General features: G+C 72.4%; 21 protein-coding genes. 14 read left to right on the top strand and 7 right to left on the bottom strand.

Going from position 1 to position 18,684, the window contains the following annotated elements; all coding sequences use genetic code 11:
- Positions 1-3: 3 nt before the first annotated feature.
- The 5 genes from AB9M23_RS13565 to rpsU all read left to right on the top strand — a co-directional run bounded on the left by AB9M23_RS13565 (position 4) and on the right by rpsU (position 2,905).
- On the top strand, positions 4-714 hold the full coding sequence (locus AB9M23_RS13565; RefSeq protein WP_372425088.1) for an ATPase: 711 nt from the start codon (positions 4-6) through the stop codon (positions 712-714).
- Entirely contained in the window at positions 711-968 is a 258-nt protein-coding gene (gene grxC, locus AB9M23_RS13560; RefSeq protein ID WP_372425087.1) for a glutaredoxin 3, read from the top strand. The genes AB9M23_RS13565 and grxC overlap by 4 nt, the downstream gene beginning before the upstream one ends.
- Positions 969-978: 10 nt before the next feature.
- Positions 979-1,818, top strand: coding sequence for a carbon-nitrogen hydrolase family protein (locus AB9M23_RS13555; RefSeq protein WP_372425086.1), 840 nt, complete (start codon positions 979-981; stop codon positions 1,816-1,818).
- 52 nt (positions 1,819-1,870) lie between these two features.
- On the top strand, positions 1,871-2,398 hold the full coding sequence (locus AB9M23_RS13550; protein WP_372425085.1) for a DUF1178 family protein: 528 nt from the start codon (positions 1,871-1,873) through the stop codon (positions 2,396-2,398).
- A gap of 264 nt (positions 2,399-2,662) precedes the next feature.
- Positions 2,663-2,905, top strand: coding sequence for a 30S ribosomal protein S21 (rpsU, locus tag AB9M23_RS13545; protein ID WP_372425084.1), 243 nt, complete (start codon positions 2,663-2,665; stop codon positions 2,903-2,905).
- A 100-nt stretch (positions 2,906-3,005) separates the two neighbouring features.
- Here the strand turns inward: rpsU and ubiG are convergent, their stop codons facing one another.
- Complete coding sequence (gene ubiG / locus AB9M23_RS13540) at positions 3,006-3,782, bottom strand: bifunctional 2-polyprenyl-6-hydroxyphenol methylase/3-demethylubiquinol 3-O-methyltransferase UbiG (RefSeq protein WP_372425083.1); 777 nt, start codon at positions 3,780-3,782, stop codon at positions 3,006-3,008.
- An 80-nt stretch (positions 3,783-3,862) separates the two neighbouring features.
- Positions 3,863-4,126 (bottom strand): DUF1674 domain-containing protein, encoded by a 264-nt coding sequence (locus tag AB9M23_RS13535; protein ID WP_372425114.1) that lies wholly within the window; start codon positions 4,124-4,126, stop codon positions 3,863-3,865.
- 156 nt (positions 4,127-4,282) lie between these two features.
- Here AB9M23_RS13535 and htpX point away from each other — a divergent pair, with 156 nt between their 5' ends.
- Complete coding sequence (htpX, locus tag AB9M23_RS13530; RefSeq protein ID WP_372425082.1) at positions 4,283-5,194, top strand: zinc metalloprotease HtpX; 912 nt, start codon at positions 4,283-4,285, stop codon at positions 5,192-5,194.
- A gap of 75 nt (positions 5,195-5,269) precedes the next feature.
- The gene (locus AB9M23_RS13525) at positions 5,270-6,607 is read left to right on the top strand and encodes an RsmB/NOP family class I SAM-dependent RNA methyltransferase (RefSeq protein ID WP_443726252.1); all 1,338 of its coding nucleotides are present in this window, start codon (positions 5,270-5,272) and stop codon (positions 6,605-6,607) included.
- 96 nt (positions 6,608-6,703) lie between these two features.
- On the opposite strand, the gene AB9M23_RS13520 is transcribed toward AB9M23_RS13525, so the two are convergent.
- Positions 6,704-8,089: a class II 3-deoxy-7-phosphoheptulonate synthase gene (locus AB9M23_RS13520; protein ID WP_372425080.1), complete on the bottom strand. Its 1,386-nt coding sequence runs from the start codon at positions 8,087-8,089 to the stop codon at positions 6,704-6,706.
- Positions 8,090-8,306: 217 nt separating this feature from the next.
- Between AB9M23_RS13520 and AB9M23_RS13515 the strand changes: the two genes are divergently transcribed.
- Complete coding sequence (locus AB9M23_RS13515) at positions 8,307-8,939, top strand: TetR/AcrR family transcriptional regulator (RefSeq protein ID WP_372425079.1); 633 nt, start codon at positions 8,307-8,309, stop codon at positions 8,937-8,939.
- Positions 8,940-9,022: 83 nt separating this feature from the next.
- The gene (locus AB9M23_RS13510; protein WP_372425078.1) at positions 9,023-10,210 is read left to right on the top strand and encodes a DUF418 domain-containing protein; all 1,188 of its coding nucleotides are present in this window, start codon (positions 9,023-9,025) and stop codon (positions 10,208-10,210) included.
- A gap of 21 nt (positions 10,211-10,231) precedes the next feature.
- Here the strand turns inward: AB9M23_RS13510 and gor are convergent, their stop codons facing one another.
- The 3 genes from gor to rpiA are packed head-to-tail and all read right to left on the bottom strand — an operon-like array spanning position 10,232 to position 12,941.
- Positions 10,232-11,614, bottom strand: coding sequence for a glutathione-disulfide reductase (gene gor / locus AB9M23_RS13505; RefSeq protein WP_372425077.1), 1,383 nt, complete (start codon positions 11,612-11,614; stop codon positions 10,232-10,234).
- Positions 11,615-11,642: 28 nt separating this feature from the next.
- Positions 11,643-12,206 (bottom strand): DUF2059 domain-containing protein, encoded by a 564-nt coding sequence (locus AB9M23_RS13500; RefSeq protein ID WP_372425076.1) that lies wholly within the window; start codon positions 12,204-12,206, stop codon positions 11,643-11,645.
- Between the two features lie 36 nt (positions 12,207-12,242).
- Positions 12,243-12,941 (bottom strand): ribose-5-phosphate isomerase RpiA, encoded by a 699-nt coding sequence (gene rpiA, locus AB9M23_RS13495; RefSeq protein WP_372425075.1) that lies wholly within the window; start codon positions 12,939-12,941, stop codon positions 12,243-12,245.
- Between the two features lie 227 nt (positions 12,942-13,168).
- Between rpiA and AB9M23_RS13490 the strand changes: the two genes are divergently transcribed.
- Positions 13,169-13,954, top strand: coding sequence for an SDR family NAD(P)-dependent oxidoreductase (locus AB9M23_RS13490; RefSeq protein ID WP_372425074.1), 786 nt, complete (start codon positions 13,169-13,171; stop codon positions 13,952-13,954).
- 302 nt (positions 13,955-14,256) lie between these two features.
- A complete protein-coding gene (locus tag AB9M23_RS13485) occupies positions 14,257-14,469 on the top strand; it encodes a hypothetical protein (protein WP_372425073.1) in 213 nt (70 codons plus the stop codon).
- Positions 14,470-14,526: 57 nt separating this feature from the next.
- Here AB9M23_RS13485 and AB9M23_RS13480 read toward each other — a convergent pair whose 3' ends face one another.
- Positions 14,527-15,756, bottom strand: a complete 1,230-nt coding sequence (locus AB9M23_RS13480; protein WP_372425072.1) for an NAD(P)/FAD-dependent oxidoreductase — start codon at positions 15,754-15,756, stop codon at positions 14,527-14,529.
- Between the two features lie 169 nt (positions 15,757-15,925).
- On the opposite strand from AB9M23_RS13480, the gene AB9M23_RS13475 reads away from it, so the two are divergent.
- From AB9M23_RS13475 to AB9M23_RS13465, 3 genes are all read left to right on the top strand, one after another.
- Positions 15,926-16,405 (top strand): UPF0262 family protein, encoded by a 480-nt coding sequence (locus tag AB9M23_RS13475; RefSeq protein ID WP_372425071.1) that lies wholly within the window; start codon positions 15,926-15,928, stop codon positions 16,403-16,405.
- Positions 16,406-16,409: 4 nt separating this feature from the next.
- Positions 16,410-16,853 (top strand): arsenate-mycothiol transferase ArsC, encoded by a 444-nt coding sequence (locus AB9M23_RS13470; protein ID WP_372425070.1) that lies wholly within the window; start codon positions 16,410-16,412, stop codon positions 16,851-16,853.
- Positions 16,854-17,054: 201 nt separating this feature from the next.
- Positions 17,055-18,683, top strand: coding sequence for an HsdM family class I SAM-dependent methyltransferase (locus AB9M23_RS13465; RefSeq protein ID WP_372425069.1), 1,629 nt, complete (start codon positions 17,055-17,057; stop codon positions 18,681-18,683).
- Position 18,684 lies beyond the last annotated feature (1 nt).

Here is an 18,684-nt window from a genome sequence, read left to right as displayed (position 1 = left end):
ACGATGATCGTGCTCGCCGGCCCGAATGGAGCCGGCAAGTCGACCCTCTACCGGACCCGCGTGGCGCCCGCCTTCGCGGGTCCTTTCATCAGCGCCGACATCATCCAGCGCGAGGAGATGGGCGACGACAGTCCCGATGCCGCCTACAGGGCCGCAGAGATCGCGACGAGGTGGCGGAGCGAAATTCTGTCCAAGGGAGGCGACTTCGTCACCGAGACCGTCTTCTCGCATCCCTCGAAGCTCGACCTCGTACGAGAGGCGCGCGGACGGGGATATGCCGTCTGGGTGCTGCACGTCGGCGTCGATAGTCCCGACCTGTCGGTGGCGCGCGTCGCGCATCGGGTCGAGACCGGTGGACACGGTGTTCCCGAGGTCAAGATCCGAGAGCGATACGATCGTTGCGCGCCGCTCATCCGGGAGGCCGTCCGACTCGCCGCGATGGGCCTCGTCTACGACAACTCCGTAGCGGGTCGGCCCCCCCAAGCTCGTGCTGACCTTCGAGCGTGGAGTGCTCGTCAAGGTCCGGCCCGGTCCGCCGGAATGGATCGCGCGCGTCTACGCGCAGGACCTTGCGCTCTAGAGTCTCGTTGGGAGCGTCATCTCGCCCTGGAACTGAATTCCACTCGGCTGGATGATGCTCCAGGCCGCGCGCTTGGCGGACGGAGCGATGTTCCCCATATCGATGGCTGCGAACGAAGGATCGACACCCGATGAAGCCGATCGAGATCTACCTGCGCTCCTGGTGCCCCTACTGCACGGCCGCCCGGGCGCTCCTCGACGAGAAGGGCGCCGACTACACGGTCGTCGACATCGAGCGCGAGCCCGAGCGCCGGCGCGAGATGATCGATCGCGCGGGCGGCCGCACGACGGTGCCGCAGGTCTTCGTCGGCGAGACCCATGTCGGCGGCTTCGACGACCTCTCGGCGCTGGATCGCGCCGGGAGTCTCGACCCGCTGCTCTCCGCGTGAGGAGGCCCGCATGAGCCGTCTCGTCGTCGCCTGCGTCCAGATGCGCTCCGGGCGCGACCCCGTCGCCAACCGCGAGGCCGCCATCGCCGGCGTCGTCGCGGCGGCGGACGCCGGCGCGGCCTACGTCCAGACGCCGGAGATGACCGGCCTGCTCGAGCGCGACAAGGCCGCGCTCCTCGACAAGATCCGCACCCAGGACGAGGACGAGACCATCGCGGCGCTGCGCGCCGTGGCGCGTGCCCGCGCGCTCACCGTCCACATCGGCTCGCTGGCGATTCGCGTCGGCGACAAGGTGGCGAACCGCGCGGTGCTGATCGGGCCCGACGGGGAGATCCTCGCCACCTACGACAAGATCCACCTCTTCGACGTCGATCTCCCCAACGGCGAGACCTGGCGCGAGAGCGCGACCTACCTCGGCGGCGAGCGCGCGGTGCTGGCGCACACGCCGGTGGGCGCCATCGGGCTCGCGGTCTGCTACGACATCCGCTTCCCCTATCTCTACCGCGCCTATGCCGAGGCCGGCGCCGAGATCCTCACCGCGCCCGCCGCCTTCACCCGCCAGACAGGCGAGGCGCATTGGCGCACGCTCGCCCGGGCGCGGGCCATCGAGAACGGCGCCTTCTTCGTCGCCGCCGCGCAGGGCGGGCGGCACGAGGACGGGCGCGAGACCTTCGGCCACTCGATCGTGGTCGACCCGTGGGGGCGCGTGCTCGCGGAGGGCGACGCCGAGCCGGGGCTCGTCCTGGCCGAGATCGATCGCGAGGCGGTGGCGGAGGCGCGCCGGCGCGTGCCGAGCCTGCGCCACGGTCGCGCGGCCCCGCTCGTCGAGGTCGGCGGGGCGCCGGCATGAGGGACGCACGCCGCTTCAGGACCTGTTCGCCGACGTCGCGCATGCTTCCGCCATGATCCGCTACGCGTTGGCCTGCGCGTCCGGCCATCCCTTCGAGAGCTGGTTCCCCTCCTCGGAGTCCTTCGAGGAGCAGGCGGCGCGCGGGTTCGTGGCCTGCCCCGTGTGCGGGGAGACGCGGGTCGAGAAGCAGATCATGGCGCCCTCCGTCGCCCGCACCGATCGCGGGGCGCGGGAGACGGCGATCGAGCCGTCCGCGCCGGCGGTGCCCGCGCCGTCCGCGGACGCCACCCCGGCCGATGTCCCTCCCGCGCCGGGAACGCCGCCGCCCGCGCCGCCGGTGGTGCTCCTGTCGGAGGCGCAGCGCGAGATGCGCGCGGCGCTGAGGCGCCTGCGTGCCCACATCGAGGCGACCGCCGAGAACGTCGGGCGCGCCTTCCCGGACGAGGCGCGCCGCATCCACGCGGGAGACGCCCCCGAGCGGCCGATCATCGGCCAGGCCGATCGCGACGAGGTGGCGGAACTGATCGAGGAAGGCGTCCCCATCGCCCCGCTGCCGATCCTGCCCGACGAGCGGAATTGAGCGCGGGGCGTCACGGCTTGCATTTCCCGCCCGAAAGCCCATAATCGAGCTTTCCCGCACGGCCCGTCCCGCGCGGGTTTCGTGCCGGCTCGCTTCTCGCGGCCGGCTGGAGCCGTAGGCGGCTCCGATCCACGGGTCCGTCGGACCCCCGCCCGCGCCTCGACTCGTTCGCTCATCCGAGTCCGGCCGCCCGGCAGCCGCCGGGAGCGCGACCGTCATCGATTCCGTCGGCGCCCGGCGCCGCGCACCACGAGGAGAGAGTTTTTGCAGGTACTCGTTCGCGACAACAACGTCGACCAGGCACTGCGCGTGCTCAAGAAGAAGATGCAGCGCGAAGGCGTCTTCCGCGAGATGAAGAAGCGCCGCTCCTTCGAGAAGCCCTCCGAGAAGCGTGCCCGCGAGAAGGCCGAGGCCGTGCGCCGCGCCCGCAAGCTCGCCCGCAAGCAGGCCCAGCGCGAGGGGCTCCTGCCCGTGCGCAAGAAGGCTGCCGTCCCCGGTCGCCGCTGACGCGCCCGTTTCCCGGCGCCGTCGCGCCCCGCCGGCCCGGCCGGCGGCGCGGCGTCCCGGTGGCGGCGTCCCGGTGGCGGCGTCCCGGTGGCGGCGGGTCTCAGCCGGCGGAGCGCTCCGCGAAGGCCATGTAGTTCACGGCCGTGTCGCGGGAGAGGCCCCAGGCGTCCTTCAGCGGATCGTAGGTCACGCCGGTGACCTCGCGCACGGCGAGCCCGCCCGCGCGCATCGACGCCTCGAGTTCGGCCGGCGTGACGAACTTCTCCCACTCGTGCGTGCCTTTCGGCAGCCAGCCGAGCACGTACTCCGCGCCGACGATGGCGAGCCCCCACGCCTTGAGTGTGCGGTTGAGCGTCGCCATGAAGAGCAGCCCACCCGGGGCGACCGCCTGCGCGCAGGTGCGCACGAAGGCGTCCGGGTCCGGAACGTGCTCCACCACCTCCATCGAGATCACCACGTCGAAACGTTCGCCCCGGGCGACGACCGCCTCCACCGTCTCCTGCGCGTAGGAGACGGCGACGCCGGCGCGCTCGGCGTGGAGGCGCGCGACCTCGACGTTGGTCGGCGCCGGGTCGAGCCCGCGCGCCCGCGCCCCGAGCCGGGCGAGGGGCTCGGTGAGGAGGCCGCCGCCACAGCCGACGTCGAGCAGCGTGAGGCCGTCGAGCGGCGCGGCGTCCTTCGGGTCGCGCCCGAAATGGGCGGCGACCCGATCGCGGATGTAGGCGAGGCGCACCGGGTTGAACTTGTGGAGGGTGCGCATGGGCCCCTTCGGATCCCACCAGGTGCGCGCGATCTTCTCGAAGCGGGCGACCTCCTGCGGGTCGACGGCGGGATCGTGCGCCGCCTCGTGCGTCTCGTCCTGCGCGGCTCGGCTCATGATGGGATCTCCTGGAACGCGACCGCGCCTCGTCTCGCCCGCACGCCCCCCGCGGTCGAGGGCGCGCCGGATGCCGTCGGTCAGGAGAAGTCGCAGGCGATGCCCTTGATCTCCCAGTCGGCGTAGCGCACGGGCTCGAGGCCGCCGCGCCCGGCCGTCTCCGGCTGCGCGGCGATCTCCGCCGCGCGGGCGTCGATCGCCGCGCGCCGCGCCGCCGCCTCCTCCAGGGCCCGGCGCGCGGCCGGGGACAGGGCCTTGCCGGGAGCCGCGCCCGGTGGCTCCGCCGTCTCGACGGGCCTCGAATCGACCGGCCGCGTCTCGACCGGCCGCGCCTCGACCGGCATCGTCCCCAAGGGCGCCGTCTCGTCCTTCCCGTCCTGCATCGCTCTCACTCTCGCGCTCGGGGCCGGCCGCCCGAGGGGCTTGCCGGAACCGTCCCGCCGATACCACATTCTCGCTCTGGCCTGGATATAGGCGTCCGCCCCCGGAGGTACACCACGATGAACGTCGTGAAGACGGCTCTGCTCCTCGCTGCGCTGACCGCGCTGTTCGGCGTCGTCGGCTACTGGATCGGCGGCTCGGGCGGAATGCTGATCGCGCTCGGCCTCGCGGCGGCGACGAACCTCTACGCCTGGTGGAACTCCGACCGCCTCGCCCTGAAGGCCCACCGGGCCCGCGAGGTCGACGCGCGCACGGCGCCGGAACTCGTCGGGCTCGTCGAGGAGCTCGCCCGGCGCGCCGGCCTGCCGATGCCGCGGGTCTACCTCATCGACAATCCTCAGCCGAACGCCTTCGCCACCGGCCGCAACCCGGCGAACGCCGCGGTGGCGGCCACGACGGGCCTCCTGCGCGTCCTCTCGCGCGAGGAGGTCGCCGCCGTGATGGCGCACGAGCTGGCGCACGTGAAGAACCGCGACACGCTGATCATGACGGTGAGCGCCACGCTCGCCGGCGCGCTCGCCACGCTCGCGCAGTTCGGCTTCATCTTCGGCGGGCGCGAGCGCCAGAACCCGCTCGCCCTCCTCGCGATGATGATCCTCGCCCCGCTCGGCGCCATGATCGTGCAGATGGCGATCTCCCGGGCGCGGGAATACGACGCCGACCGGATCGGCGCGGAGATCTGCGGCAATCCGCTCTGGCTCGCCTCGGCGCTCGAGAAGATCGCCGGCGGCGTCTCGCGCACGGTCAACCAGGACGCGGAGAACCACCCGGCGACCGCGCCGCTCTTCATCGTCAACCCGCTGAAGGGCGGGGCCATCGACGGCCTGTTCTCCACCCATCCCGCCACGGCGAACCGCGTCGCGGCACTCGTCGCCATGGCCCGTGAGTCCGGAATGGGCGCGCCCGCGGCGTCCGCGGCTCCCGCGCCGGGTCCGTGGGGCGGGAGGCGCTCGCGCGGGCCGTGGGGATGAGGTAGAGGGCGGGGAGACATCGCCGCCGTGCCGTGCGCGGCATCGGCGCACGACCCATCCGAAGGAGACGGACCCATCGTGGCGGATACCCAGCCGGGCCTCGGCGCACGCCGGCTCGCCTTCTCGTCGCTCGAGGAAACCCTGCGCGCACGCCGTGCCCTCGACGACGTGCTCGCCGTCCGCGCCCCGGCGGCGGCGCTCGAGGCGCGCGACCTCGGGCTCGCCCGCGCCATCGCGGTCACGGCGCTGCGACGGCTCGGCACGATTCGCGCCGCGCTGGCGCAGTGCCTGTCGGCACCGGTGAGCGATCCGCGGCTCGAGGCGCTGCTCGTCGTCGGCGCCGCCCAAGTGCTGTTCCTCGACGTGCCGGACCACGCCGCGGTGGGCACCGCGGTCGACCTCGCGCGCGAGGAGAAGCGGCTCGCGAAGGCGGGCGGGCTCGTCAACGCCGTCCTGCGCCGCGTCGTGCGCGAGCGCGACACCATCCTCGCCGAGGCCGAGGCGGACGCGATGCGCGACGTCCCCGCCTGGCTCGCCGCGCGCTGGCGCACCGCATGGGGCGCGGAGACGGCGGCGGCGATCGCCCGCGCGCATCGCAGCGAGGCGCCGCTCGACCTCACGCCGAAGGCGGATGCCGCCGCCTGGGCCGAGCGGCTCGACGCGCGGCTCCTGCCCACGGGCACGTTGCGCGTCGGCGCCCGCGCGCCGGTGCCGGAACTCCCCGGCTACGACGAAGGCGCCTGGTGGGTGCAGGACGCCGCCGCCGCGCTCCCCGCGAGGCTGCTCCATGCCCGGGCGGGCGAGCGCGTCGCCGACCTGTGCGCGGCGCCCGGAGGCAAGACCGCCCAGCTCGCCGCAACCGGCGCATCCGTGCTCGCCGTCGACCGGTCGGCGAAGCGCCTCGCGCGCCTCTCCGAGAACCTCGCGCGCCTCGGGCTCTCCGCCGAGACCCGGGCGGTGGATGCGCTGGCGCTCGAGCCGGGCGACGGCTTCGACGCCGTCCTGCTCGACGCGCCCTGCTCCTCCACGGGCACCCTGCGCCGCCATCCGGACGTCGCCTGGACGAAGAGCAACGAAGACGTCGGCAAGCTCGCCGGCCTCCAGGCGCAGCTCCTCGACAAGGCGGCCGCGCTCACCCGGACGGGCGGGCGGCTCGTCTATTGCACCTGCTCGCTCGAGCCGGAAGAAGGCGAGGCGCAGATCGAGGCCTTCCTCGCGCGCCATCCGGGCTTCGCGCGCGACTCCGTTCGGGCCGAGGAGATCGGCGGCGCGGCGGCGCTCGTCGACGCGGCGGGGAACCTGCGCGCGCTCCCGCATCTGGGGATCGCGCCGGATGCGCCGGGGCTGGACGGCTTCTTCGCCGCCCGCCTGGTCCGCGCCACGGGCGCCGGCGGCTCCACAGAGCCGACGTGAAGCCGCGGGCGGCGAGCGGGCGCACCGGATCCGGCGCGCCCGCCGGGTTACGTCACACGCGAGGCCCCGCTGCGGAAGGCCCCGCTGCGGAAGGCCTCACTCGGCGGCCTCGACCCGCGGCCGCTCGCGGCCGAGCCGCTCGCGCTTGATCAGCTCCGCGGTCAGGAAAGCGATCTCGAGCGCCTGCTCGGCGTTGAGCCGCGGGTCGCAGTAGGTGTGGTAGCGATCCGACAGGTCCGCGTCGCCGAGCCCGCGGGCGCCGCCCGTGCACTCGGTGACGTTCTTGCCGGTCATCTCGAGGTGGATGCCGCCGGCATGCGTCCCTTCCGCCTGGTGGACGGCGAAGAAGTTGCGCACCTCCTGCATGATCCGGTCGAACGGCCGGGTCTTGTAGCCGGAGCCCGCCTTGACCGTATTGCCGTGCATCGGGTCGCAGGACCAGACCGGCGTGCGTCCGGCCTTCTTCACCGCACGCACGAGCGCCGGCAGGTGGTCGAACACCTTGTCGGCGCCGAAGCGGCAGATCAGCGTCAGTCGCCCGGGCTCGTTCTTGGGGTCGATGGCGTCCATCAGGCGCAGGAGGTCGTCCGCCGCCAGCGAGGGGCCGCACTTGAGGCCGATCGGGTTCTTCACGCCGCGTGCGTATTCCACGTGGGCGTGATCCGCCTGCCGGGTGCGGTCGCCGATCCAGATCATGTGGCCGGACGTGGCGTAGTAGTCGCCGGAGGTCGAGTCGACGCGGGTGAGCGCCTCCTCGTAGCCGAGCAGCAGCGCCTCGTGGCTCGTGTAGAACTCGGTGTTCTTCACCTCCGGATGGCGGTCGGCCTCGATGCCGATCGCCTTCATGAAGGCGATCGCCTCGGTGATGCGCTCGGCGACGTCGGCGTAGCGCGAGCTCTGCGGCGTGTCCTTCACGAAGCCGAGCATCCAGCGATGCGCGTTCTCGAGGTTGGCGAAGCCGCCGGTGGCGAAGGCGCGCAGCAGGTTGAGCGTCGCCGCCGACTGGCGGTAGGCGTCGAGCTGACGCCGGGCGTCGGGCTTGCGGCTCTCCGGCGTGAAGGCGATGTCGTTGACGATGTCGCCGCGGTAGCTCGGCAGCGTCACGCCGTCGACGGTCTCGTCGTCCGACGAGCGCGGCTTGGCGAACTGGCCGGCGACGCGGCCGATCTTCACCACCGGGCAGGACCCCGCGAAGGTGAGGACCACCGCCATCTGCAGGAAGACGCGGAAGAAGTCGCGGATGTTGTCGGCGGAGTGCTCGGCGAAGCTCTCGGCGCAGTCCCCGCCCTGGAGCAGGAAGGCCTCCCCGCGCGCCACCGAGGCGAGGCTCGCCTTGAGCTTGCGCGCCTCACCCGCGAAAACGAGGGGCGGAAACCCCGCGAGCTGACCCTCGACCTCGCGCAGCAGGTCCTGGTCCTCGTAGGCCGGCACCTGCCGAATGGGCTTGCCCCTCCAGCTGTCGGGCGTCCAGCGCTCGCTCATGGTCCTCGCTCCTCGAAATCCGCGCGTCCCCGCGCGTGCCGTGTCGTCCCTCGTGACGGGATGCGCCCGGCAGGTCGGGCGCCGCGGCGTTATAGCCGCTTTGGGAAGCCGACGCGAGCCTTCGTCGCGCCCTCGCGGAATACTACCGAGGGACGCAACATCCATGCGCGGAACGATGCTTATTTACAAGAGCGAGCGCTCATGTATATGAAGGCGCATGATCACGCCCGCCCCCACGCCGCGCCGCGGCCGCCCCGTCGACGAACGCGCCCGCGCCGAGCGCCGCGCCCGCATTCTCGCGGCGGCCCGGCGGCGATTCCTCGCGAGCGGCTTCCATGCCGCGAGCACGGCGGACATCAGCCGCGAGGCCGGGGTCAGCGTCGCCAACCTCTACCAGTACTTTCCCTCGAAGGAGGACCTCGTGCTCGCCATGGTGGAGGAGGACCTCCAGTCCGACCTCGCCTTCTTCGCGGAGCTGTTCGAAGGTGCCGATTTCCTCGCCAGCGTCGAGGCCGCCCTGGCGGCGCTGGCGCATGCCGGCCGCGAGCGCCGCGCGCTCGGGCTGCGGGCGGAGATCTTCGCCGAAGCCCTGCGCAACCCCCGGGTCCACGAGGCGCTGGCGGCGTCGCAGGAGCGGCTCGTGGCGGCGCTCTCGGAGCGGGTCTCGGACGCGCGGGCGCGCGGCGAGATCGCGCTCGCCGACGGTTTGGAAGCGCGCGACGTCGGCGTCCTCCTGTTCGCGCTGGCCGACGGGGTCTATTCCGCCGGCGGCCTCGACCTCCTCGACGGCGCGACGTCGGCGCGGCGCACCCGCCACCTCCTCGCCCGCGCGCTCGCGGCGGACGGGTGACACACGCGTCCGAAGAGAACGCCCGTCGCCAGATATGAGCGAGTCCTCGCTGATATCATTTCATCTCGAAATCGGAGCCTCCGATGTCGGCATTCGCAGTCCCGCCCGCCCCCGCCCCCGCCCGGGATCGCGGCATCGACGCCCTCCGGGGCTTCGCGCTGATGGGCGTCATCGTGGTCAATGCACCGATCTTCGCCATGCCGATCGACGCGGGCCCCGCGCTCGCCGCGCCGGCCGACCGGATCGCGGCCTGGGCGACGCTCGCCTTCGGCGCGGGCAAGTTCTTCCTGATCTTCTCCTTCCTCTACGGCTTCGGCCTCTCGGTCGCCCTCGACCGCGCGGCGCGCCCGGGCGGATCGGGCGCGCCGCTGCGCCGGCGGCTCGTGGCGCTCCTCGCCATCGGCGCGGCGCATGCGACGCTCCTGTTCTACGGCGACATCCTGATGCTCTACGCGCTGCTCGGGGTGGCGCTCGTCGCCCTGCGCGACGCGGCGCCGCGGCGGCTGGCGGCGATCGCGGCGGGGAGCCTCGCGCTGGCGGTCTGCGCCCAGGCGGGAATCATCGCGCTCGCGCTGGCGGAGGCCTCCGGGGGCGGCCCGGTGGAGCGGATCGCCGGCGTCGGCTATCTCGGCGGGCTCGGCGAGACGGTGGCCGCGCGGCTGGCGGACCTGCCGAGCGCCCTCGTCTTCCTGCTCGCCTTCAACGGCCCGGCCGCCTTCGCGATGGTGCTCGCCGGCAGGCTCGCCGCGCGCTCCGGCGCGTTCCCGCCGAGCCCCGAGCGGCTCGCCGCCTGGCGACGCCGCGCGCCCCTCGCGCTCGCGCTCGGCGGCCTCGCGAGCGCGGCCGCGGGGGCGGCGCTGGTATCGGCCCTCGTTTCGCCGGGGGCGCTCGCGCCGGCGGCGGTGGTCGCGGCGGCGGGCATCCTCGGGCTCGCGGCGCCGATCCTGTCGTTCGGCCTCGCCGTCGTCGTCCTCGACGCCGCGCGGCGCCGGCCGGACGCGCTCCTGGTGCGCGCCTGCGCGATCGTGGGGGAGAGCGCGCTGTCGGGCTACCTCCTCCACTCCGTCCTGCTCGGGGGCGTGTTCCTCGGCTGGGGGCTGGGCCTCTGGGGCGCCCTCGACGCGGCGGCGATCCTCGCCGTCGCGCTCGCGTCCTACGGCGCGATCGTCGCGCTCCTCGCCCTGTGGCGGCGCGCCTTCGCGCGGGGGCCGATGGAGATCGTCATGCGCCGGATCGTGCGCGGCGGCGCCCCGCGCGCCGCCGGATCCTGAAACCGCCGCGAGCCCGAGCCGTCAGCGGGCCCGCGTGCGCATGGTGACGAGCTCCTCCGCGGCCGTCGGATGCACGGCGACGGTGCGGTCGAAATCGGCCTTGGTCGCGCCCATCGTCACGGCGACGCCGGCGAGCTGGATCATCTCGGCGGCATCGCGCCCGAAGACGTGCAGCCCCATGACGACGTCGCTCGTCGCGTCGACCACGATCTTCATGTAGACTGGGTCGTCGCGGCCCGACAGCGTCGCGCGCATGGAGCGGAACGACGTCTCGTAGATGGCGACCTCCCCCGTGCGCTGGCGCGCCAGCGTCTCCGAGCAGCCGACGGTGCCGATCTCGGGCGTCGAGAACACCGCGGTGGGTATGATCTCGTGATCGACCATGCGGGGCCTGCCGCCGAACACCGTGTCCGCGAAGGCGTGCCCCTCGCGGATGGCGATGGGCGTGAGCGCGGCGCGGTTCGTCACGTCGCCCACCGCCGAGATCGAGGGCACGAGGGTGCGCGAGTAGCCGTCGACGACGATCTCGCCGCCGGCGCCGAGCGCGACCCCCGCCGCCTCGAGCCCGAGGCCCGCGGTGTTCGGCTTGCGCCCGGTGGCGACGAGCACCCGGTCGAACGTATCGCTCGACCCGTCGGAGAAGGTCGCGGCGATGGCACCGTCGGCGTCCTTCTCCAGTCGCTCCAGTGTCGTGCCGAAGCGCAGCGCGATCCCCTTGCGCCGGTAGGCCGCGCCGAGGCGGTCGCGCAGGTCCTCGTCGAAGCCGCGCAGCAGCTTGTCGCCACGCAGCGACATCGTCACCCGCGAGCCGAGCCCGGCGAAGATGCCGGCGAACTCGACGCCGATGTAGCCGCCCCCGACGACGAGGATGCGCCGCGGCTGCTCGGGCAGGTCGAAGATCTCGTTCGACGTGACGCCGAACTCGCCCCCCGGGATCTTCGGCTCGAGCGAGGGCCGTGCGCCGACGGCGACGAGGATGTGGCGCGCCCGGAAGATCTCGCCGGTCGCGGTCAGGCGTACGACGTGCGGCCCCTCGATCACGGCGCGGCCGTGGAGCACGCGCACGCCCGCCTTCTCGAGGTTCGTGCGGTACACGCCCTCGAGTCGGGTGATCTCGCGCTCCTTGGCGGCGACGAGCGCATGCCAGTCGAAGGTCGGGGTGCCCACGTCCCAGCCGTAGCCGGCGGCGTCCGCGAAGTCGTCCGCGAAGCGCGAGGCGAGAACCATGAGCTTCTTGGGAACGCAGCCGCGAATCACGCAGGTGCCGCCCCAGCGGAACTCCTCCGCGATCGCGACCGTCGCGCCGTGGCCCGCGGCGATGCGCGCCGCGCGCACGCCGCCGGAGCCGCCCCCGATGACGAACAGGTCGAGATCGTAGGCGCCGCCGTCGTGCTCGCCGCTCATCGCGTGGGTCTCCTCGCGTGCACGCCGCTCACTGGGGCGCCGGCGCCGCGCCGCCGCCGGCGGCCTGCGCCTCGCGGCGCGCGACCATCTCCGCCTGGACGCGGATCTGGAGGTACTGGTTGAGCTCCTGCGACCAGACCTGCATCTCGGAGATCAGCCCGTCGAGGATCGCCGGCTGGACCTCGACGTAGCGGCGCCCCGCCTCGCTCTCGAAGAAGGCGGCCACCGCGGTCAGCTCCTCCTCCGCGAGGCGCGAGGCGATGACGCGCGCGGCGCGGTTGAGCATGGCGCGGCGCTGGAGCTCCATCTCCGGCCCGAGGTCGCGGATCACCGCGCTCGCGTCCTCGAGGAGCGTGGGGTTGCGGCCGTACTGCCGCAGCAGCCCTTCCTGCATCTGCGGGATGACGGCCTCGAAGGAGCGCGTCATGCCCGAGGAGGCGACGACCTCGCGGGCGATCGCGAGGTGGCTGTCGGTGAACTGCGCCTGGGCGGCGGGGGTCGCCTCCGTCTGCGCGCGGGCGCCGGTCGTCGCCACGCCGGCGAGCGCGAGGGCGACGGCGAGCGTGGAAGCGGCGAGAAGGGGTCTCAACATGGTGCGGATGGCTCCGGATTGTCGGGATTGTCGGTGTCAGAGGTCGCCCAGGGTGACGAGGCCGTCCTCGGTCGCGATCACGGCCCCGGTGGCGAGCCCGAGGAAGAGGCCGTGCTCGACGACGCCGGGGACGGTGGCGAGCGCCGCGGCGAGCGCGTCCGGGGCGTCGATTCGGCCGAGCCGCGCGTCGAGGACGAAGTGGCCGCCGTCGGTGAGGTAGGGCGTGTTGTCCGTGGCGTTTCTGAGGCCGAGCGTGCCGGACGCGCCCGCCGCGGCGATCGCCCGCTCCACCGCACGGCGCGTCGCCCCGAGCCCGAAGGGCACGACCTCGATGGGGAGCGGGAAGGCGCCGAGCACGGCGACCCGCTTCGAGGCGTCGGCGATCACCACCATGCGGCGCGAGGCCGCGGCGACGATCTTCTCCCGCAGCAGCGCCCCGCCCCCGCCCTTGACGAGGTTGAGCGCGTCGTCGAGTTCGTCCGCCCCGTCGACGGTGAGGTCGAGCTCGGGGTACTCGTCGAGCGTCGCGAGGCGGATGCCTTCCGCCCGTGCCTGGGCCCGCGTCGCCTCGGAGGTCGGCACGGCGACGACGTCGAGGCCGCCGCGGACCTTCTCGCCGAGGAGCGCCACGAAGTGCTTCGCCGTCGAGCCGGTGCCGAGCCCCAGGCGCATGCCGGGCTCGACGAGGGCGAGCGCGCGCGCGGCGGCCTCGCGCTTGAGGGAGTCGGCGCTCATGAGGGCGCTCCTTTCGTCGCACGGAGGCTCGAGGGCATGGTGGCGGGCATCCCGGTCTCGTCCGGTCTCGTCGGATGCGGGTCCTTAACATGCGCGGGGGACGCGGGGAAAGCGCCTGGGGCGGTCGTCCGGCCCCCGCGCGCCCCCCCGCGCGCGCCACACCCGTCCGCACCCCCTTTTCCCGCACCCGCGCGCGGGCTAGACCGGGCGCGACACGGAGGATTTCCATGCAGCTCTCAGACGTCTCCGCCGCCATCGTCACCGGCGGCGCTTCCGGCCTCGGCGAGGCCACGGCGCGCCGGCTCGCGCAGGCCGGCGTGAAGGTCGCGGTGTTCGACCGCGACGCCGCCCGCGGCGAGGCGGTCGCCGGCGAGATCGGCGGCCTGTTCTGCGCCGTCGACGTCACCGACGAGGCGACGATCGACGCCGGCCTCGAGACGGCCCGCGCGGCGCACGGCGTCGAGCGCCTGCTCGTCAACTGCGCCGGCGTCGCCCCGGGCAAGCGCACCGTCGCCAAGAAGCGCGACACCGGCGCGCTCGTCGCCCACGACGTCGAGACCTTCGCCCGCACCGTGCAGATCAACCTCGTCGGCACCTTCGCGATGATCGCCAAGTGCGCCACCGCCATGGCCGGCCTCGACCCGGTGACCGCCGACGGCGGGCGCGGCGTGATCGTGTCGACGGCGTCGGTCGCGGCGCAGGACGGGCAGATCGGCCAGGCGGCCTACGCCGCCTCGAAGGCCGGCGTCGTCGGCCTCACCCTGCCGGTGGCGCGCGATCTCGCCGGGGTGGGCATCCGCGTCGTGACGATCCTGCCCGGCCTGTTCGAAACGCCGATGTTCGCCTCCGTGCCGGAGGACATCCGCAGGGCGCTGGAGGCGGGCGTGCCCTTCCCGTCGCGCCTCGGCAAGCCCTCGGAATACGCCGCGCTCGTCGCGGCGATCGTCGAGAACGACATGCTCAACGGCGAGACCATCCGCCTCGACGGCGCGCTGCGCATGCAGCCGAAGTGACGCACGTCGGGTGGCGGGCGCCGCGTCCCGCTCCTTCGAGGCCGGGGACGGCGAGCGCAGCGAGCCAGGGGCGGGGTCCCGCGGGAGGACGCGTGGGAGTTCGGCTGCCGCCGAAGCGCCTTTCGACGCACCCCCTCCGTCTCGCCGCTGCGCGCCGATCCACCTCCCCCGATGGGGTAGGAGCGCTCCCGCCCCATCGGGGCGGGGCCGCGTGCCCGAGCGCGGCTTGATCTCGCTCAACGCGCGGGGCGGCGAGCCTCGCCATGGTGATGTCGGGTTCGCCACCACTCCGTGAGGCCGCCATGCTCAAGCTCGCCGTGCTGATCTTCATCCTCACCGCCCCGACCTTCGCCGGGACGCTCGTCATCGGCGTCCTCACCGCGGACACGTCGCTCGCCAACGCGATCCCGATCGTCGCCGCCGCCGCCGTCGGCGTCCTCGCCGCGGTGCCGGCGAGCTGGGCGATCGCGCGGGCCATTCTCGCCGGCCAGAAGCCGCGCACGACGTCCGAGTGAGGCGGCGCCGCAGACCGACTCGCGCCTCCCGGCCGCCCGCCGTCGGACGGCGCGCCGTCAGATGACGTTGCGCTCGACGTCGCGCCGCCCGTCCATCACCCGCGCGTAGCCGAGGTCGGAGAGGTCGAGGGTCGCATAGCCGCCCTCGACGATCCATTCGGCGAGCCCGCGGCCGACAGCCGGGGCCTGCTGCAGGCCGTGCCCGGAAAAGCCGTTGCAGACGAGGAAGTTGCCCGGGCCGAACGGCGCCACCGGGCCGATCAGCGCGTTCGAGTCGAGCGCGCACATGTCGTATGGGCCCGCCCAGGCCGCGCCGGGGCGGATCGCCTCGAAGGCGGGGACGCGCGCGGCCAGGGCCGGCCAGATCCGCTCCTCGAAATAGGACCAGTCGACCGCCTGGGTCGCCGGATCGTCGTCGTGCCAGGCGAGGCCCTCGTCCTCCGCCCGGCCCGGCGAGACGCCGCAGATGAACCGGCGCCCCTCCGCGCTCTCGCCCTCCGGGCGCACGTAGACGCCCGACGTGTCGATCATCAAGGGGCAGTTCGGCACGTCGCCGCGGCAGGAGAAGGTGAAGACGTAGCGCGGGCGCGCGAACACCGGCAGGTCGACGCCCGCCATCGCCGCCACCGCGCGCCCGCCGGCGCCGGCGCAGTCCACCACCGTCCCGCAGGCGATCCGCTCCCCGTCGGCGAGCACGGCCCGGGTGATGCGCGAGCCGTCACGCACGAGGTCCACGACCTCGCCCGCGACGTAGTGCGCGCCGAGCGCCTTCGCCTTGCGCCGGAACGCCTGGAGCAGGCCCCAGCCGTCGAACCAGCCCTCGCCGGAGAGCCCGAGCGAGCCGAGCACCACGTCCTCCCCCGGGTTCAGCCAGGGGAAGCGGGCGAGGAGGGCGGTGGGGTCGAGCAGCGCCACGTCCGCGCCCTCGGCGCGCTGGAGCGCATGGGCCGCGCGCATCCCCGCTTCCTGCGCGGCGTTCGCGAGATAGAGGTAGCCGCCCTCCGTCAGCCCGATCTCCGGCGCCTCGCCGTCGACCGCGAGGTGCTCGCCGATCGACCGGAGGAAGCGGATGCCGTGGAGCGAGATGCGCACGTTCACCGCGCTGGTGAACTGGCTGCGGATCGAGGCGGCGGAGAGCGCCGAGGCCGAGCGGGCGTAGGTCGGGTCCTTCTCCACCACGACGACGCGGCCGGAGAACCCGGGATGGGCGAGGAGATGATAGGCCAGCGAGGAGCCCATGGCGGCTCCCCCGACGATGAGGACGTCTGCGGTCTGCGGGCTCGGCACGATGGGGCTCTCGGGGTCCTGTCCTGATTCTCGACGCGACGGGAACACGGAACGGGCGCGCCGCCAAGGCGCGAAAATCGCGCGTCCCGGTCGCCACGAGAGCGCGGGCCTTTGCGCGGGCGGCGCCGGCGCGCTAGGGTCGCCTCGCGCGAGGCGGGACGGAGCGACCATGGGCGACGGCAAGGGAAAGGGGCTCGTGCGCGTCGTGCTCGACGAGGCCTCGATCGGCCGCGGCAACCCCGATCAGGAGCACGAGCGCGCGGTGGCCATCTGGGACATCGTCGAGGCGAACCACTTCGCCGTGCCCGGGCGCGACGACGGGCCCTACGCGCTCAGGCTCGGCCTCGTCGAGAGCAAGCTCGCCTTCGAGATCCAGACGCAGGACGGCGCGCCGGTGATGACGCACCTGCTCTCGCTCACCCCGTTCCGGCGCGTGATCCGCGACTATCGCACGGTGTGCGAGAGCTACTACGCCGCGATCCGTACCGCCTCCCCGCAGAAGATCGAGGCGATCGACATGGGCCGGCGCGGCCTGCACAACGAGGCGGCGGAGCTGCTGGTGGAGCGCCTCTCCGGCAAGGTCGAGATCGACTTCGACACGGCGCGGCGCATCTTCACGCTGATCTTCGCGCTGCACTGGAAGGGCTGAGCCCGTGGCGTCGGCGGGCGAGCGCGTCCATTCCGTCCTGTTCGTGTGCAACTTCAATGCCGTGCGCTCGCCGATGGCGGAGGGGCTGGCGCGCCACTTCTTCGGCCGCTCGACCTACGTCCAGTCGGCGGGCGTGCGCAAGGAGGAGGAGCCCGACCCGTTCATGATCGCGGCGATGGACGAGCTCGGCATCGACGCCACCCGCCACAAGTGCCGCACGCTCGACGAGCTGGAGGAGTACGAGGGGCTGAGCTTCGACCTGATCGTCAGCCTCACCCCCGAGGCCCACCACGCCGCCCTGGAGCTGACCCGCTATCTCGCCGCCGACGTGGAATACTGGCCCACCCCCGACCCGACGCTGGAGACCGGCACCCGCGAGCAGCGGATGGACGCCTATCGCGCGACGCGGGACTGGCTGGTCGAGCGGGTGAAGGCGCGGCTGAGGTGAGGTGGGGCGAGCTGGCGGGATCAAAGCTTGCGAGGCCAAAAAAGGGTCTTGCACATTCCAGAAAAACGGGTTGCCCTTTTTTCGGCGTGCTCGTATCTATCTCGCAGAAAAGGGTGGCCCATGAAAATGCATTGTGAGGCTGAATCGCAAGGGGCGCATGCGGATCCCCGCCCGAAGCTAGAGGAGGCGGTTCGACAGAACGTGATAAAGGAGTTGCTCCGTTTGGGGTGGCTGGAAGCTCAGCTTCGATGGAAACCGGAGTGGCCGGTGCCGAAAACGCCGCACGATCTGACAAAGCGCGAGCGCGGCCAGAAATACGAGATCTGCGGCACAGCTGACTTAGTCGCCTTCGCTGATGCGAGCGGCGAGGCGCACGCGTTGCAAGTAATCTTCGAATTCAAGGAGCCCGATATCGACGCAGGCAAGACTCAGTTGATGCGCTACCTCAGCTCTGAGCCGATGGCCAGGATGGGTTTTTGGACCAATGGCTCCGAGACGTTGGCGATCTATAAGCGCCATACGGCAGAATGGGTCGAGGTACCGGGTGCGAAGATGCCCGACCCCGATGACGATTTCACTCAGGCGCCCGACGAGCCGCCAACCTGGAACTCCATCCGTGAGCCGACCGAGGCCGAGCTTTCGGCTGTGCTCCGGCGGATTGTTGCAACTGTTGTTGTTTCGGACTCGGCCGTCACGCGGCGCGAAGACCAGCTGCGCGAATTGCTGCACATCGTGCTGGTCAAGCTTGAAAATGACGCCATCTACAGCCGCTCAGCTCGGCAAAGTGACGAAATGGAGTTCCGTCTATATGGCGCGCCCGCCGAGCGCGTGACGCGCACGGCCGAGAAGATCCGCGCGCTGTTCAGGGATTATTTCAGGCGGCAGCGCACGCGCATCTTTCTCCCGCACGATCGCGACGAGCTGCTGCTGACCGATCAGACGATTCATGCGGTCGTCGCGGAGCTGTGGCCGTTCCGCATCATGGGCGACGGCATCGACATGCTGGCCAAGGCCTTCCAGACGTTTCGCACCTCGGCGCTGAAGAGTGGCGAGGGTCAATATTTGACGCCCTTGCGCGTGGTGCGGCCAGCGGTGATGGCGCTCGACATCACCTCTTCGGACAAGGTGATCGATCCGGCCTGTGGGACGGGGGGCTTTCTGATCGAGGCGCTGCGCCAGGTGGCGGCGAAGGAATTTCCGAACCCCGACGAGGCCTGGAACCTCGTGAAATGGGCGAACGACAACCTCTACGGCGTCGACAAGGACGATATCGGGGTGAAGCTCACCCGCGCGATGATGGTGGCGATGCGGGACGGCTCGACGCACGTCCTGCTTGGGGACGCCGTACGCGCCGGCGAGTGGGGGCGGCGCTACACCCCTCTGCGCGATCAGCTGGGTCAGCCGGGCGCGCCGTTCGTGCTGGGCCAGTTCACGGTGGTAATCACCAATCCGCCCTTTGGCGAGGACCTGAAGGTCAAGGCGGCCGACTGCAAGGCCTCGGCCTACACGATCTCGCAGCACGCGGCGATGAAGCCCGGCAAGTACGCCGATCTCGAGATCGGCCTCGTCTATCTCGAGCTAGCGCACCGCCTGCTCCAGGTGGGCGGACGCATCGGCATCGTGCTGCCAGAGACGTACTTCTTCTCCAAGCGCTACCGGTGGCTTCCGGGCTGGATGGAGGGAAGGCTCGAGCTGCGCGGGATGATGAACATCGCAATGGAGGCCTTCGAGGAGTTCTGCCGCGCCAAGACGAACTTTTACATCTTCGAAAAAGTGGGCGAGGGCTCGGACACGGTGCTGGCGCCGGCGGCGGACGACGAGGAGGATTGAT

Origin of the sequence: Salinarimonas chemoclinalis, from assembly GCF_041514305.1 — a bacterium.
Lineage (GTDB): Bacteria > Pseudomonadota > Alphaproteobacteria > Rhizobiales > Beijerinckiaceae > Salinarimonas > Salinarimonas chemoclinalis.
Note: the sequence above shows the minus strand (reverse complement) of the source record. Positions and strands in the feature narration are given on the sequence as shown.

Bases quoted from the DNA above. Each gene is read 5' to 3' on its own strand.
- AB9M23_RS13515 (WP_372425079.1), top strand. From the start codon at position 8,307: ATGATCACGCCCGCCCCCACGCCGCGCCGCGGCCGCCCCGTCGACGAA.
- AB9M23_RS13510 (WP_372425078.1), top strand. From the start codon at position 9,023: ATGTCGGCATTCGCAGTCCCGCCCGCCCCCGCCCCCGCCCGGGATCGC.
- grxC (WP_372425087.1), top strand. From the start codon at position 711: ATGAAGCCGATCGAGATCTACCTGCGCTCCTGGTGCCCCTACTGCACG.
- AB9M23_RS13490 (WP_372425074.1), top strand. From the start codon at position 13,169: ATGCAGCTCTCAGACGTCTCCGCCGCCATCGTCACCGGCGGCGCTTCC.
- AB9M23_RS13535 (WP_372425114.1), bottom strand. From the start codon at position 4,126: ATGCCGGTCGAGGCGCGGCCGGTCGAGACGCGGCCGGTCGATTCGAGG.
- ubiG (WP_372425083.1), bottom strand. From the start codon at position 3,782: ATGAGCCGAGCCGCGCAGGACGAGACGCACGAGGCGGCGCACGATCCC.
- htpX (WP_372425082.1), top strand. From the start codon at position 4,283: ATGAACGTCGTGAAGACGGCTCTGCTCCTCGCTGCGCTGACCGCGCTG.
- gor (WP_372425077.1), bottom strand. From the start codon at position 11,614: ATGAGCGGCGAGCACGACGGCGGCGCCTACGATCTCGACCTGTTCGTC.
- AB9M23_RS13485 (WP_372425073.1), top strand. From the start codon at position 14,257: ATGCTCAAGCTCGCCGTGCTGATCTTCATCCTCACCGCCCCGACCTTC.
- AB9M23_RS13555 (WP_372425086.1), top strand. From the start codon at position 979: ATGAGCCGTCTCGTCGTCGCCTGCGTCCAGATGCGCTCCGGGCGCGAC.
- AB9M23_RS13565 (WP_372425088.1), top strand. From the start codon at position 4: ATGATCGTGCTCGCCGGCCCGAATGGAGCCGGCAAGTCGACCCTCTAC.
- AB9M23_RS13500 (WP_372425076.1), bottom strand. From the start codon at position 12,206: ATGTTGAGACCCCTTCTCGCCGCTTCCACGCTCGCCGTCGCCCTCGCG.
- rpiA (WP_372425075.1), bottom strand. From the start codon at position 12,941: ATGAGCGCCGACTCCCTCAAGCGCGAGGCCGCCGCGCGCGCGCTCGCC.
- AB9M23_RS13550 (WP_372425085.1), top strand. From the start codon at position 1,871: ATGATCCGCTACGCGTTGGCCTGCGCGTCCGGCCATCCCTTCGAGAGC.
- AB9M23_RS13475 (WP_372425071.1), top strand. From the start codon at position 15,926: ATGGGCGACGGCAAGGGAAAGGGGCTCGTGCGCGTCGTGCTCGACGAG.
- AB9M23_RS13520 (WP_372425080.1), bottom strand. From the start codon at position 8,089: ATGAGCGAGCGCTGGACGCCCGACAGCTGGAGGGGCAAGCCCATTCGG.